Annotated in this window: 15 protein-coding genes; 3 read left to right on the top strand and 12 right to left on the bottom strand. The window is 60.0% G+C overall.

Annotated elements, in window-relative coordinates:
* Positions 1 to 9 precede the first annotated feature (9 nt).
* From ASD52_RS38820 to ASD52_RS25695, 7 genes are all read right to left on the bottom strand, one after another.
* Positions 10 to 1,080: an ABC transporter ATP-binding protein gene (locus ASD52_RS38820; RefSeq protein WP_203527572.1), complete on the bottom strand. Its 1,071-nt coding sequence runs from the start codon at positions 1,078 to 1,080 to the stop codon at positions 10 to 12.
* A 36-nt stretch (positions 1,081 to 1,116) separates the two neighbouring features.
* Positions 1,117 to 2,223 (bottom strand): polyamine ABC transporter substrate-binding protein, encoded by a 1,107-nt coding sequence (locus ASD52_RS25670; RefSeq protein WP_063963258.1) that lies wholly within the window; start codon positions 2,221 to 2,223, stop codon positions 1,117 to 1,119.
* A 388-nt stretch (positions 2,224 to 2,611) separates the two neighbouring features.
* On the bottom strand, positions 2,612 to 3,598 hold the full coding sequence (locus ASD52_RS25675) for a carbohydrate kinase family protein (RefSeq protein WP_057217106.1): 987 nt from the start codon (positions 3,596 to 3,598) through the stop codon (positions 2,612 to 2,614).
* 10 nt (positions 3,599 to 3,608) lie between these two features.
* Positions 3,609 to 4,811, bottom strand: coding sequence for an aminotransferase class I/II-fold pyridoxal phosphate-dependent enzyme (locus ASD52_RS25680; protein ID WP_025430136.1), 1,203 nt, complete (start codon positions 4,809 to 4,811; stop codon positions 3,609 to 3,611).
* Between the two features lie 47 nt (positions 4,812 to 4,858).
* Positions 4,859 to 5,695: a carbohydrate ABC transporter permease gene (locus tag ASD52_RS25685; protein WP_025430137.1), complete on the bottom strand. Its 837-nt coding sequence runs from the start codon at positions 5,693 to 5,695 to the stop codon at positions 4,859 to 4,861.
* A 3-nt stretch (positions 5,696 to 5,698) separates the two neighbouring features.
* Positions 5,699 to 6,601, bottom strand: a complete 903-nt coding sequence (locus ASD52_RS25690) for a sugar ABC transporter permease (RefSeq protein ID WP_057225810.1) — start codon at positions 6,599 to 6,601, stop codon at positions 5,699 to 5,701.
* A gap of 73 nt (positions 6,602 to 6,674) precedes the next feature.
* Entirely contained in the window at positions 6,675 to 7,928 is a 1,254-nt protein-coding gene (locus ASD52_RS25695; RefSeq protein ID WP_156613036.1) for an extracellular solute-binding protein, read from the bottom strand.
* A 148-nt stretch (positions 7,929 to 8,076) separates the two neighbouring features.
* Here ASD52_RS25695 and ASD52_RS25700 point away from each other — a divergent pair, with 148 nt between their 5' ends.
* The 3 genes from ASD52_RS25700 to ASD52_RS25710 all read left to right on the top strand — a co-directional run bounded on the left by ASD52_RS25700 (position 8,077) and on the right by ASD52_RS25710 (position 10,371).
* Positions 8,077 to 8,934, top strand: a complete 858-nt coding sequence (locus ASD52_RS25700; RefSeq protein WP_082523560.1) for a MurR/RpiR family transcriptional regulator — start codon at positions 8,077 to 8,079, stop codon at positions 8,932 to 8,934.
* Positions 8,935 to 8,953: 19 nt separating this feature from the next.
* The gene (locus ASD52_RS25705) at positions 8,954 to 9,631 is read left to right on the top strand and encodes a phosphoribosylanthranilate isomerase (RefSeq protein WP_057225812.1); all 678 of its coding nucleotides are present in this window, start codon (positions 8,954 to 8,956) and stop codon (positions 9,629 to 9,631) included.
* Positions 9,632 to 10,137: 506 nt separating this feature from the next.
* On the top strand, positions 10,138 to 10,371 hold the full coding sequence (locus tag ASD52_RS25710) for a BrnA antitoxin family protein (RefSeq protein ID WP_057217099.1): 234 nt from the start codon (positions 10,138 to 10,140) through the stop codon (positions 10,369 to 10,371).
* A gap of 192 nt (positions 10,372 to 10,563) precedes the next feature.
* Here the strand turns inward: ASD52_RS25710 and ASD52_RS25715 are convergent, their stop codons facing one another.
* The 5 genes from ASD52_RS25715 to ASD52_RS25735 form a co-directional block, all read right to left on the bottom strand.
* Positions 10,564 to 11,730 carry an AI-2E family transporter gene (locus ASD52_RS25715; protein ID WP_025430142.1) on the bottom strand — a complete coding sequence of 389 codons (1,167 nt, stop codon included), beginning with the start codon at positions 11,728 to 11,730 and terminating at the stop codon, positions 10,564 to 10,566.
* Between the two features lie 73 nt (positions 11,731 to 11,803).
* On the bottom strand, positions 11,804 to 12,274 hold the full coding sequence (locus ASD52_RS25720) for a hypothetical protein (RefSeq protein ID WP_025430143.1): 471 nt from the start codon (positions 12,272 to 12,274) through the stop codon (positions 11,804 to 11,806).
* 99 nt (positions 12,275 to 12,373) lie between these two features.
* Positions 12,374 to 13,213, bottom strand: a complete 840-nt coding sequence (gene ppk2, locus ASD52_RS25725; RefSeq protein ID WP_057217097.1) for a polyphosphate kinase 2 — start codon at positions 13,211 to 13,213, stop codon at positions 12,374 to 12,376.
* A 671-nt stretch (positions 13,214 to 13,884) separates the two neighbouring features.
* Complete coding sequence (locus tag ASD52_RS25730; protein ID WP_057217095.1) at positions 13,885 to 14,295, bottom strand: type II toxin-antitoxin system VapC family toxin; 411 nt, start codon at positions 14,293 to 14,295, stop codon at positions 13,885 to 13,887.
* The gene (locus ASD52_RS25735) at positions 14,292 to 14,525 is read right to left on the bottom strand and encodes an AbrB/MazE/SpoVT family DNA-binding domain-containing protein (protein WP_057217093.1); all 234 of its coding nucleotides are present in this window, start codon (positions 14,523 to 14,525) and stop codon (positions 14,292 to 14,294) included. The genes ASD52_RS25730 and ASD52_RS25735 overlap by 4 nt, the downstream gene beginning before the upstream one ends.
* Positions 14,526 to 14,587: the final 62 nt, after the last annotated feature.

A 14,587-nucleotide genomic window follows, 5' to 3' on the forward strand; every position in this document is an offset into this window, starting at 1 on the left:
GTCGTTCCCCTAGTCGGCTAGCAGACGGGCGGCCTGCGGCATCCATGAGGCATAAACGGTGTCACCGACCGCCAGATCGTCCTCAGCGCCCAGATTGACGCGCAGCGCGTCCAGCGTTGCCCCGCTCTTCAGGCGCACCCGATAGTGGCGCCCTGCCCCGGCGTAGCTGAATTGCTCGATGACGCCCTCAAGACCGCTGGCCTGTTTGTTGAGCTCGACCCTCTCCGGCCGCACCGACACCCAGAAGCGGCCATTGGCGGAGATATGGTCACTGGCGGTGGCAAAGATCGAACCGCCTGCCTCAGCACTTTCGACCGTCAGCTCGTTGCCGGAACGTTTGGAAGTGCCGCCTTCGAACACATTCGCCTCACCCAGGAACTTTGCGACATAACGCGAAACCGGTGTTTCGTAGACTTCGGCCGGCGACCCGATCTGCAGTACCTTGCCCTGCCGCATGATCGCGATGCGCGACGACACGGTCATTGCCTCATGCTGGTCGTGGGTGACGATGATGAAGGTTAGCCCCAGCTCCCGCTGAAGCCTGACCAATTCGTGCTGGGTTTCGGTGCGCAGGTTCTTGTCCAGCGCACCGAGAGGTTCGTCCAGCAACAGCACCTTCGGCCGCTTGACCAGTGCCCGCGCCAACGCGACCCGTTGCCTTTGTCCTCCAGACAGCTGCTGCGGCTTGCGATCCAGCAGCGCCGTCAGTTGCAGCTTTTCGGCCACCTCGCCCACACGCTGCCGGATCTCAGCTCCTGCCAGCCGGTCCTGCTGCAGGCCGAAGGCGATATTCTTGCCCACTGACAGATGGGGAAACAGCGCGTAGGACTGGAACATCATGTTCGTTGGTCGGCGATGGGCCGAAACGTCCGTCACATCTTCCCCGTCGAGCCGGACGACCCCCGATGTCGGCGTTTCGAAACCGGCGATCATGCGCAGCAGGGTCGACTTGCCGCATCCGGATGGACCAAGAAGCGAGAAGAATTCCCCCTTCCCGATACCGATCGAGATATTGTCGACGGCGCTGAACAGACCGAAGGACTTGGAAAGATTCTCAATTGATACGTAAGATTGCAACACGGATGTCCTTCTGCTCCCGCTTTTCAGGCAAGACATTCAGTTGCCGGCCCTAAACGCAGTCCACACCCGGGTACGCTCGCGCGCCTGGCGTGGCGGCAGCGACTTGTCGACGAAGAGCTTGGCGCGAACTTCCGCGGGCGGATAGACGTTCGGGTCCGTGCGGATCGCCTCGTCGACCAGCGGCGTGGCAGCAGCATTGGCGTTGGCGTAAAACACGTGATTGCTGATGTCGGCGACTGTCTTCGGCTCGAGAACGTAGTCGATGAAGGCCAGTGCCTGCTCCGGATCGGGCGCATCGCCGGGCACGGCCATGGTATCGAAGGAGATGATCGTGCCTTCCTTCGGGATTGAATAATTGACCGCGATGCCGTTGTTGGCTTCCTCGGCGCGCGCTGCAGCAATGCCCGCGTCACCGCTCCACATCATCGCCAGGCACAGCTGGCCGGATGCCATGTCCGCCACCAGTTGGCCGCTCTGCATGTGCCGGATGTAGGGGCGCAACGTCAGGAGCAGGTCCTTGGCCCTGTCAAGATCTTCCTGTTTTGTCGAATAAGGATCGAGCCCGAGATAGTTCAGAGCGATTGGAACCACCTCGTTCGGCGCATCGACGATGCCAATGCCGCAGTCCTGAAACTCTTTCGCCAGTTCCGGCTTGAAGAACATATCGAGGCTGTTTGTCGGGGCGTCGCCGACCCGCTCCTCAACGAGCTTCGGATTGTAGGCAATCCCTGTCGTCAGCCACATGTACGGGACGAGGTACTGATTGCCCGGGTCGTGTTCGGCAACGAGCTTCAGGAGATCCTTGTCCAGATTCTTATAGTTTTTGAGACTGGAAGCATCGATCGGCTTCAGTGCACCCGATTGGATGAGCCGCTCGCCGACAGTCGCGCTTGGAAAGGCAACATCGAAACCGCTTCCCCCTGCCAGCAAGCGTGTCTCCAGGACCTCCAGCGAATCGAAGAAATCGACACGCGCGTCCACGCCGCTACGCTTTGCGAAGTTAGAAACTGTGTCTTCGGCAAAATAGTCGGAGAAGTTATAGATAAACAGCTTCTCATCGGCCCTCGCTCCCCCCTGCCCATAGAGCAAGGCGATCGAAGCGATGGCAACCGAGTGCATCAGCGAACGGCACGAACCAGACATGTTCCCTCCCAAGGCAGAATGGCCTTCGTTTCGGGAAAAACTGCGGGGCCAGGCGCAATGGGTCAACACTCCCTTTGGCTAGGCTGGGCGGCTGTTCGATGCCGCTGCACATGATCTTCAGCTTTAAAAGCCCATGTTTCCAAGGGCTCAGCACGACTATGTCGCGCCGGATCCTGATGCTGTGTAGAGGAACGCAGGGAGTGATTTCAGCCGAAGCACAGATTGCCTGCGGCTCCGATTTGAGCGCGTTGCCGGCGACATTGCGCCAGCGGCGTCATTGGCCGAAGCCGCCAGAAAAGGTGACGGGCAAGGGCGCCTCGTCGAGCGAACAGAGACATACGCCTGCCAGCCCGTTTCGGTGTGAATCCTGCAGGACTTGGGCCGAGAGTTACTGTCGTCCCAATTGTTCGTCGGAGCCCGCTATGCCAGGTCTGTTGCCGTTACTGACGGAGATCAGCTTCATGACTTCCTCCAGCGCGGGCATCGACAACCCTGCTCCCTGCCGGGTCACCGCAACGGCGCCGAACGCATTTGCAAGCCGGCAGCATTCGGATCCAGGCAATCCCGACACGCGCCCGATTATATGTCCTGCCGCGAAGGCATCACCTGCCCCTGTCGTGTCGACCGTAGCGACGGAAAACCACGGCGCGCTTTCAGCCCCGGAGTTTTGGTAGAGAGACGAACCCGTGACATCATGCTTGAGCGCGATCCTTCGCACGCCCTGACGCAACAGGGACTTGATCGCCTCTTCAACAGGAATTTCGGAGCCTTCTCCCGCAAGCGGTGCAAGATCGGCCCTGCCGAGCATGATGGTATCGAGCTTCGGCAGCAGATTGCGCACATGCGGCGCGACCGACAACGCAACACCGGCCGGAATATCCAATGTCACCGGGATCCCGTGCCGCTGCGCAAGCTCGATCGCTCTATAAGCTGCGTCGGATTGCGGGTTTTGCAACAAGGCGTAGCCGGAGAGATGAAAGAGCGCTGCATCCTCGAACGGGGCGTCGACGATCGATGCCGGGGACAGGTGTGCGTTGGCCCCGCGATAGGCAAACATCGTTCGCTCACCGCTCTTGCCGACGGTCACGATGTTCGTTTGCGTGGGCTCAGACGGGTCCCGGCCGATCCACGCCGTCGAAACACCGATGTCCTCGAGCCACGACAGCGCCTGCTCTCCCAAGGCATCTTGCCCCACGCGCCCGATCAGCCGGCAGTCGTGGCCGGCGCGTGACAGCGCGATAGCGGTATTCGTGGCTGAGCCGCCCAGCATGTGCCGCTGGGCCGTTGCGATCGCCTCTCCTCCCTCGAGCGGATACTCGGGGATATCAAGCACGAGGTCGATATTGATATCGCCAAGGAGGACGATCGCTGCCATTGCGCAAACCCTAGAGATCGAGATGCATTTGTTCTATCGCCTGATCTACGTCGGCGATGATGTCGTCAACATGCTCGATACCGACCGAGAAGCGCACCAGGCCATCGACAACGCCCATCGCCTCCCGCTCCTGGCTGGGAATATCGAGAAAGGCCATGGTCGCCGGCATCTGCGTCGTGGTGCGCAGTCCGCCGAGGCTTGCCGCGAACGAACCGAGCTTCAGCCGCTTCAAGAGCCGTACGCCCGAAGCCTCGTCTTCGACGCAGAAGGAGAGCATGGCGCCACCGCCGCGCAACTGCTCGCTCGCCGAGGCATGGTTCGGATGCGAGGGCAGCCCCGGATAGAAGACACGTTTGACCTTGGGATGCGCTTCAAGATGTTTTGCAAGGGCAAGCGCATTGGCGCACTGCTTTTCCAGGCGCAACGCAAGCGTCTGTGCCCCGCGCAGCAACAGCCAGGCATTGAACGGCGACAGCGGCGCGCCAAGCTTGTTGAGCGTATTCCAGCGGACGTCCTCCAGCCAATCCGCAGGCAGGATGTCGGACTTCAGCGTGATCACCCCGCCGACCGCGTCGTTGTGGCCGCCGATGAATTTGGTGGCGCTTTCGACCACGACGTCGACGCCGAATTCGTGAGGCCGGCAAACGGCCGGAGACGCGAAGGTGTTGTCGCAAATGACCACGATGCCGCGCGAATGGGCGAGCTCCACCAGCGCTTTGAGCGGCGGCACCTTCATGGTTGGATTGGCGATCGCCTCGACATAGAGAACTTTGGTCTCATCGGTAAACGCGTTTTCGACCGCTCGGACATCGGTGCAATCGACAAGGCTCACTTTCAGCCCGAAATCGCCAGCGCGGTGATCGAAGAATTCGTGCGTGCTCGAATAGGTGGTGAGATCGGCAACGATGTGGTCGCCCGCTTTCAGGATGCCGAACAGCGCATGCGAGATCGCGGCCATTCCGGAAGCGGTCGCCAGGCATGCCGTGCCGCCTGTTAGCTGGGCGATATGTTCCTCGAACTTGTATTCGGTCGGGTTGCCGCAGCGCGAATAGATGTTCACTTCCTTGCGCGCACCGGCGACGATCTGGTCGTAGATGTCGCCGCCATACTGGAAATTCGCCGACATGTAGATCGGATAGCTGATCGACTGGGAATGCTCTTCGGGCGTGTAGAAGACTGCCCGGCTGGCAAAATCGAGCTCTTTAGGCGACATGAAACTTCTCCTGCATTGGACCCGGACTTGAGCCGGGTCATTAACGGCTATTCCTTGACGGCACCGCCGAGCAAAGCGGCGGTGATCTGGCGTTCGAAAAAGATGAAGAGAACCAGCGGCGCGATGGCGGCGATCAGGATGGCCGCCAGCATCACCGGATAATTGGTGATGTGCTCGCCGACGAAATCCGTGAGGCCCACGGGCAACGTCTTGCGCGCCGGATTGTTGATGAAGACGACCGGAAACAGGAAATCGTTCCAGACCCAGATCATGTTGACGATCGCCGCGGTGAACATCGCCGGGCGCGCGATCGGCAGCGCGACGCGGGCGAAGATGGACCACTCGGAAGCACCATCCATGCGCGCCGCATCGAAGAGTTCGCGCGGCAGCGTGTTGAAAAAGGCCTGCATGATGAAGATCGTGACCGGTACGTTGAAGGCGGCAGTCGGCAGCACGACACCCATATGCGTATCGAGCAGTCCGGCGCCACGAAGCATCACCACCAAGGGCACGAGCGCGACATAGGCGGGGATCGCCATGGCCGCCGTCAGGCTGAGTTCGACGGCAGGCATCCAGCGTGGCCGATAGACTGCCAGCGCGTAACCGGCGAGGGTTGACACCGCCACGGTGAGAACCGTCGCGCCGGCCATGATCAGCAGCGAGTTGACAGCGTAGCCGCCAAGCGCGCCGCCGCTCCAGGCGCCGACATAGGCGTCAAGCGAGAAGCTCGTGGGCAAAGACCAGACCGAGCGCATGAACTCCTTGTTGGTCTTGAAGGTGCTGTAGATCATCCAGATGAACGGGAAGACAACCAGAAGCACATGCAGCGTCAGGAGAACGAGGACCACCGTATTGGTGACTGTCCAGCGGCGAACGGCAGCCATGGCTCAAGTTCTCCCGCCGACGCCGGCTCTTTTCAGATACCGGAAGACGAGCCACGCGCCGACCGCCGTCAGCAGCATCTGCGTGAAGCCGATGGTTGCCGCATAGCCCATCTCGAAACTGCCGAAGCCCATCTTGTAGAGGTAGGTGGAGACCACCTCGCTTGCGTGGTTCGGGCCGCCATTGGTGAGCACAAAGACGAGCGAGAAGGTCTTGAGCGAACCGATGATCGCCAGCAGGGAATTGGCGCGAACCGCGTCGCCGACCATGGGGATGGTGATCGAGAAGAACTTGGTGAAATGGCCGGCCCCATCGATCTCGGCGGCCTCGTAGACGCTTTCGGGCACACTCCTGACCGCCGCCACGAATAGCAGGACATAAAGGCCGAGATAGGTGAAGCTCATCACCACCACTACGGCTGAGAAAGCCGTGCCGGATTCGCCGAGCCAACCGCGCTTCAGGCCATCCAGCCCAAGCGCACCGAATGCCGCGTTCACCAGACCGAAATAGGGATTGTACATGAAGCGCCAGAGCAGCCCGATGCAGATCTCGCTGACCATCACCGGCACGAGATAAAAGAACAGGAATATTCGGCTGAACGCAGGCACGATGCGCACCAGGCAATAGGCGATGCAGAGCGCAAGAAACACCTGAAAGACCATGGCCGAAAGCGCGACGAGAAGGTTGCGGCCAAGCGCCCGCCAGAAGATCGGGTCGCCGGCAAGACGGACGAAATTGCCCGCTCCCTGAAATACCGGCGCAGACGCTCCGTCCCAACTGAAGAGCGAGAGCCAACCGGCATAGACGACGGGATAGGCGACGAAGGCTGCAATGAGCAGGAATGCAGGCGACAGAAACAGGAGCGCCGCTCTGTTGTGGCTGTTGGCAAAGCCCTTGTTGATACTCATCGTTCTTGGGCTCCATGGAGGGCTCGCGCGGCGAGCGGCTTGCCGCGCAAGCTGGTCATGTTGCTGGCGCCAACTACTTGTCGGTCCGCAGCGCATCCTCGAGGCGCTTGGCCGCATCGGCCGGCGGCACCGAGCCGTCAAGCACACCCTGGAGCGACGTGTAGTAGATGTTGGTCGCAGCCGGCGGCATGGCGGCGTCATAGAAGGGATCGAGGTGGCCTGCCTTCGCCATCAGCTTGCCGCTGATATCGAACAGGACAGGTCCTGCGGCTGCCTCGGTCGTTGCGTCCTTCACCGTCACCATCGTCTTTCGAAGCTCGACATACTTCGTCATGACCTGGCTCGACGTCAGGAACTTGAGCAAGGTCACGGCATCGGCCTTGTTTTCCGCCTTCTGCGAAATGCCGAAGGTGGCGGCGACGCCGGCCAGGACGTCGGACTGGTCACCAGCCCCGTCCTTGACTGTCGGGAATGCGAAATAGCCGAGTTCGAAGCCTTCGGGCGCATCGGCGGACGCGCCGATCTGCCAGGTCCCGTTCAGCATCATGGCTGCCTGGCCGTTGAGGAAGAGCATGTTGGCTTCCTGGTCGCCCATGCCGTTGAAGCCGATCGGGAAATAGCCTTTGCTCGAAAGCGCGGCAACATGTTCCAGCGCCTTGGTCGCCTCGTCGCCGAGCGCGGCCTTGGCATCCTTGTTGACGAAGGCGGAAACGACGCCGGATCCCTTGAGACGCATCTCGAGATACTGGAACCAGAACGTCGCCGGCCAGGCATCCTTGTTGCCAAGCGCAAACGGGACAATGCCCGCGCCCTTGATCGTCTCGGCCAATGCCAGAAGCTCATCGTAGCTCGACGGCACCGTCCAGCCGTTTTCCGCAAAAAGCGCCTTGTCGTACCAGAAGACGACGGAGTCGACATCGACGGGAACGGCGTAGGCGTGACCATCCTTGCTTGTCTGCGCGAGGGCGCTTTCGAGGAAACTGTCGCCCCAGCCGTCCTTGGCAAGGTCTGCGTCGAGCGCGTACATCTGCCCGCCATTGACGAAGGCATTCAGAAAGCCGCCGGGCAGCGTGTAGAATACGTCAGGCGGGTTGCCCGACGCCATGGCCGTGTTGAGCTTGGTCTTATAGGCCGACTGTTCGGCCGCAACGACATCCAGCTTGATGTCGGGATGCGCCTTGGCGAATTCGTCCAGGGCGAAATTGATGAAGTCGACCTTGTCCTGTTGGCCCGCATAGGCGTGCCAGAAGGACAGCTCACCGGCCGCGGCCGGAAGGGCGGTCAGCACCATGGCCGCACCAGCAATCAACAAACGCTTCAGTCCCATGACATCCTCCCAGAAGTCCAGCAGCGCATCTTCTCGCGTTGATGTAGTGATGCCACATCATATAAGTCGTGTCTATAGTGACACCACAACATGACTATGCTAGCCTCTTCGCCAAGGCGCACCGCCAACCCGAAAAAAGGCCCCGTCAATGGTCAATGATTTGCGAGGCAACAGCAGCATTCCGGCCAGCATCCGGCTGCGAAGTGTGTTGCCGAAATTGTCAGATTCCGAACGGCGCGTGGCGCTTTGGATGCTCGACAACAGCGACAGCGCAATCCGCCAGTCGATGTCGGCAATCGCCCAGGCGACGGATGTCAGTGATACGACCGTGCTGCGCATGTGCCGCACCGCGGGCTTTGAGGGATTCACCGATCTCAAGCTGGCGATGGCTCAGGAGCCGCGCATCGTTCAAGCCGAAATGTCGTCCGAGCCGCAGACAAGCGACCTGCAGGCCGCAAGCCGATTGTTTCGCGCAATTGGCCAGGCCCTGACCGATACGCTCGGTGTTCTCGATGAAAAGACCCTGGCTGCGGCGATCGATCTGATGGCCGGTGCCAAGCACATTTTGGTCGGCGGCGTGGGCGGGTCCGGCATCGTCGCGCAGGCATTTTATCAACGCTGTATCCGGCTGGGACTGCGATGCGATGCGCCAGTCGATTCCCAACTGCAGATCATGCATGCGGCGCTGACTGGGCCGGGCGATCTCGCCGTCGCCATTTCCTATTCCGGCATTACAAGCGATCCGGTTCTCGTGCTGCAGGAAGCCAAGGCGCGCGGCGCCTCAACGCTCTGCATCACCGGAAATAGCAGCTCGCCGCTAGCGCGACTCGCCGATGTCGTGCTCGTCAGCGTCTCGCATGAGCAGGGCAGCGAGCCGATGGCAGCGCAGATCGCGCAGATGACATTGGTCGATGCGCTCTATGCCGTTTTTGCCGCACGCAATGCCGAGCGGGTTCAACTCACCGAGGAGCGCATGGTCAAGGCGATCCTCCCGAAATCAATCTAGCCAAAACACGAGCAGGGCATTGAAAACACAAATCTATACCATGCAGACAGTTGCCGAGGCCCTGGCTGCGGCGAAAGTCGGCGTCGACTATCTCGGCCTCACGCCTTCGAACCGGGGCTTGCCCGGCGAGATCAGCTTCGCCACTGCGCGCGAGATCGCCGATGCCCTTAAGGGCAAGGCACAACGGGTGGCGCTGTCGGTGGAGAGTGATCTCGAGGCGATCGCCGAGATGGTGGACGCGGTGCAGCCTGATGTGCTGCATCTGTGTGGCGACATCGAGCTCGTGACCCCTGAGCACGTCAAGACGTTGCGCAGGAAGCTGCTGGCAAAATACCCCGACCTGAAGATCCTCCAGGCCATACCGATGACCGGGCCGGAGGCGCTTGATCACGCAGCGCGCTTCGAGCCGTTTGCGGACATCTTCATCCTGGATTCCGTCGCTGCCCATATCGGCGGCATTGGCGCTGCCGGCGTCACCCATGACTGGTCGCTCAGCCGCGAGATCGTAAACCGCAGCAAACGGCCGGTGATCCTGGCGGGCGGCCTCAAGCCGGAGAACGTCGCAGCTGCGATCGAGGCTGTCCGGCCCTGGGCGGTGGACTCACTCACCCATACGAATCGCGCTCTTCCCGAAGGTGGCTTTCGCAAGGACATCGACAAGATTGCGACCTTCGTGGCTGCCGCGAAGCACGCCTGAAATGATACTTTCATCTCGATCTTCCGGTATGGCTTGACGAACCCGAGCACCTCGGCCGCCAGGCAGTTCGGGAGAGACGAGACTTGTCCTACTGCATGTTTCCTTAAATCGTCTTTGATTTAAGGATAAAAACATGCAGCAATTCAAAGTGCTACAGCGACCTTTGCGCGTCTAATAAGACGGGCGGCGCTGTAGCTTTCGCCGGCGTGGTCGTCTTGCAGGTCCACCAGCGCCCGCCGATCCGCCGCTGTCACCGCGCAATAGGGTGACCGGCACCCGATTGTATTGACGAACCTTGTGGGGGAACGCCCTGGCCGGCCGCTGCAATTTCGAACGCTTGGCACGCCGCTGCAGCAAGACCATCGAAACGGACAGAATACGGCGGGTCGCGCGCATATGGGTCTGTTTCAGTGGCGTGCCGGTCTGCCGCCTGTTACTGAAGCAATGTATCGCTTAGTTGAACGAGCGGGACGACAGGACCCCATCGGCCACGAAAGGAAGCGACCATGGCGACGACACCACGAAGACCATCCAATCCAAAAGATGCCGCCGAGGCGCTGTTCAGGCCGGCGAAGAAGGTGGCAGCTCCCGCCGTCGAAAGACCTGCGATCCCGAACACCAAGGAACTCGTATCGCTGAAGATCGACAGCGATGTGCTCGCCCATTTCCAGGCGGACGGGCCCGGCTGGCAGGATCGTATCAACGATACCTTGCGCGCCGCCATGAAACCGTCAGATTGATCGTCGGCGCTGAACGCGGCGTAATTTAGCGCGCCTTGAGCGTCATCGAACCGCAGATCTCTCACTCATCGCTGCGCGCTATTGCTGCCCCCCCGGCGCCTTTGGGAAGGCATCGCCCGTCCGCGAAGGCGCTTCGGGTAGCCGGACGCCCAAATAGCGAGGGGAGCGCGACGGCGCCAACGGCATCATAGGCTAGCCTTGAATACCGGTGTCAGAAACGACTCCGCCGCTTTGCCGGGCCGGGCGCTGATCTGGCTGCGCAGCTATCCTGTCTGAACGGATCCAGACGGCAAGAAGGTCATAAAAGACGCTGAGCACAATCGGGCCCAGAAACAGGCCGATCAATCCATAGGCAAGCGTACCGCCGAGCACCCCGACCAGGATGACGAGCATTGGTGTGGAAAGGCCACGAGCGACCAGAATGGGCTTCATAATGTTGTCGATCAACGCGATCGGAACGAGGAGAAGCGTCATGAGCAAGGCTGACTGGAACTCCATTGTCATCCATCCCCACACGATCAGGGGCAGGAAAACAGGAAACGGCCCGATTTGCACGATACACAGGATCATCACGACAAACGCGATCAACCCGGCTGCGGGCACCGCGAAGAGCTTCAGAACCAACGCGCACAATATCGTCTGAATGAAGGCCACGCCGATGACGCCTCTTGCGACGTTTCGGATCGTGGCGGTTGCAAGACGTACGAACCCTTGCCCTCGCTCTCCGGCGATCCTGTGCGCAAACACATTCAAGAACTCGGAGATCTTCAAGCCAGGGCGAAACAGAAAGCCGGTGACAATCACCGACGCAATGAAACCTACAAATCCCAACCCGATGCTGGCAAGAACGCCGATGGCCTTGCTGCCGGCTTGCAGCAGTGCCGGTTGGAACCGGTTAAGGGCGGCCGCCAGATTGTTTGAAGCAAGACTCCAGGCATTGTAGATCCGCTCTCCGATGATGGGCCAGTTCCGAACGGCCTCTGGCGGCGCCGGCATGATTGCCTCGCTACCCTTGAGCTTTTCGTACACCACTTGCGCGCCGTCGAGCGAACCGAAGATGAGAGCCGACAATGGGCCGATAATGAGGGAAAGGTTCACCAGCGTAATGAGCACGGCCGCGAGCTTTCCGCGACCACCAAGCATTTTTTCAAGCCTGCGATAAAGCGGATACTGCGCGACCGCCAGGATAGCGGCCCATATGCCGATAATGGCAAAGGGTACCACTAGCGTCAGCGACCAATAGGCAAACAGCCCAACGATACCGAACCGGACGAGGTCCGTGATCCGTGTTTCGATTGAGGCCGTCGCCACCGGAGCAGGCGCTAAGCTATTGCTTTTACCAAGTCGATCGTCATCCATGACAGCGCCCTCGCCCCCTCGTAGGACGAACATATGGCAAGGCAGTTAGATCCTGCCCTGCCACCATTTCGAGCTAAGCTATTGGCGCTTCCCAGTTCAGGAAGAAGCCGATATCCCCGGGTATCCCTCCAGGGAACGTGACCACCATTGCCTTCAGCTTGTAGCCTTGAGGTTGCGCGGCAGCTTTAAATCGATCGTACAGTTCCTTGGCCTTGCCCTGCAGCGTCTCGGGCCATTGCGGATCGGCATTGTTGATTGCCCTGCCGTTGTCGGTGCAGAAATCGGAGGGAAACGTGTAGACGAGCGCCTCCATCTTTCCATCTGCAACTGCCCGCATGACCACCTTGCGGATGATTGCCCGCTCCGCTTCGCCGACGTGATCCTTGAAGAATTCATCGGCGAACTTCGCGCGTTCCTCACGCTCCCGATCCCTGATCTTGTCGTCGCGTTCCATTGCGGCGAGCTGTTTTTCGAGCAAGTTCTTGCGCAGATCGGCCGCGGTCGGAATGGCGGCGGGCTGTCCTGTATCTTTTTCCGCACTCATCGCTTTATCTCCAACAGATTGTTCGCTCATCGAGTGGTTCAGGCATCGAACGGGGAATGCAGGCGTCCCAGCACCATCGCTCCGTCGTTGCCTGCATTTCTAGTGACCGGCGGATCCCTGGATATCCGGCACCACATTACGCGGGCTCGTGTCTTCAATAAAGCCCGACGGCCGCTTCTGACGCTTACCGAGCTCGGGTTCTTCGAACTTCACGCGCTCGTAGGGTATCGATTTGAGGATGTGCGAGATGCAGTTGATGCGCGCGCGCTTTTTATTGTCCGAGGGAACAATCCACCAAGGCGCGAGTTGGCTATCCGTCATCCGGATCATCTCGTCATAGGCACGCGTATAATCCCACCAGCGGCGATAGGATTCCAGATCCATTGGGCTCAGTTTCCATTGCCTCAACGGGTCATCGATACGGCGGCGGAAGCGACGCTCTTGCTCATCCTCGCTCACTGTCAGGAAATACTTCAGCAAAGTGACGCCATTCTCGACGATCGCCGCTTCAAACCGCGGCAGCGCCTCGAGAAAGTGTCGCGCCTTCTTTTCCGTACAGAACCCCATGACGCGCTCGACCCCCGGCCTGTTGTACCAGCTGCGGTCGAAGATCACGACTTCCCCGGCGGCAGGCAGATGAGCAATGTAGCGCTGCATGTACATCTGGGACTTCTCCCGGTCCGTGGGTGCAGGCAGGGCGACCACACGGAAGACCCGTGGGCTCACCCACTGGGTTATGCGCTTGATGACGCCCCCCTTGCCGGCGGCATCCCGTCCCTCGAAGATGATGACGATACGTGCTCCTGACTTTTGCACCCAGGACTGCAGATACGACAACTCGACCTGCAACTTTACGAGGCGCTTTTCGTAACGACGCGCCTCTTTCTTCGTTTTTTTTTCACTTTGTGCCTCAATGGGCCTATCGGTTATGTCGTCCATTTCTTTGTCCTCACGTTTCTCCACCCTTCGATTTATTGCCTTGTCGAAAGCACGTCGTTTGCCCGGCTGGACAGGCGCACACGAAGGGATCAGTTCGCGCGCCAATGGAACGCGTCCTGCCCGAAAGCCTTCTTGGCGACCGAATAAGACTTGCTGCGCTCGCCCTTGCCTGTGCGGGTTTCCTCAACGACACGAGTTGAGGGTTCCGCACCCGGTCCGGGGCATCGAATTCGGGACTTGATTGGATACGGGTAAGCTGTGTTTCTAATTCAGCGTCCGTCGGCGTTGTCGCGCAAGCCGCCTCCGAGCCGCCTTCAATGCCAAAATCCATGTTCTTCCTCCCAAAGTCATAAGGAGGGCGCACGAGCCAACACCGCCGGTATGCTCGCCGCGTGTTTGCGCTCGTGCCGCACAACGTCAGGCTACATTATTATCTATGCATATGCGAATGTTTTGCCCGGACCATAATGCCTATCATTAACGATCCACGTCGCTCCAAGCCGGAACACTTTGGCGGCACCTTTGACCGGAAGTTATTACCGTGTCGGACATGGTGATGCGGGAGCCTCTGTGCCAACACGGACCATTCAGAGCGCACCCACGGCATCCAGTTCCAATAATCGCGACGGCTTGCCCGGCGCCCCCATTTTGAAGCGGAGCGCGCCGCGTCTCTACGTCGGCAAATGCGGCGCGATCAACGTCAAAGTGGGGAAATAGGTCCGATAGCGGCCGACATCACGCGTCAGCAACGGCAAGCCGCTGACGGCCGCGTGCGCGCCGATGAAAAAGTCGGGGAGCACGCCGGTCCTCGTCCCACCCGCCTTGCGATATCGGGTAAAGACCTTGCTAGCCAGAAAGAGAGCTTCGCGAGGCACCGATGTCAGTTCCAAGCCGGCCTGGTCGACGAACGCTTCGACATCCTCGATACGGTCGTAGCGAACGGAAAGCTCGGCATAGGCGATGTCGTTGATCCACAGTTTCCCACGAAGACTTGCGTTTTCGAGCTGGGTTATGGACCAATCAGCCCATGTCGGATCGTCGGTGACAACGTCGAGAAGAACATTCGTGTCGACAAGTATCACGGTTCGCCACGCGTAAGTGCCATGATCGCGTCGGTATCCAGCCCTTTACCGGCGTGCCCTCGCAGCTTCGAGAAGCGGCTGGGCTGCTGCTTCTTGGCCGCATGTACGAGCACGACGCTTCCATCCGGGGCGCGCTGGAAATCAACCTTGCTTCCAGGCACGATACCCAAGAGGTCGCGCACTGCCTTCGGGATCGTAACCTGCCCCTTGGCTGTAACTGTCGTGGTCATTGTCGGTACCGTTGTAAGGAATGGTTTCATCAAGGTATTACTTCGCAGCCCGGCTTTCAAGA

The sequence above is a fragment of the Ensifer sp. Root142 genome, from assembly GCF_001426785.1.
GTDB classification, from domain to species: Bacteria; Pseudomonadota; Alphaproteobacteria; order Rhizobiales; family Rhizobiaceae; genus Ensifer; species Ensifer canadensis.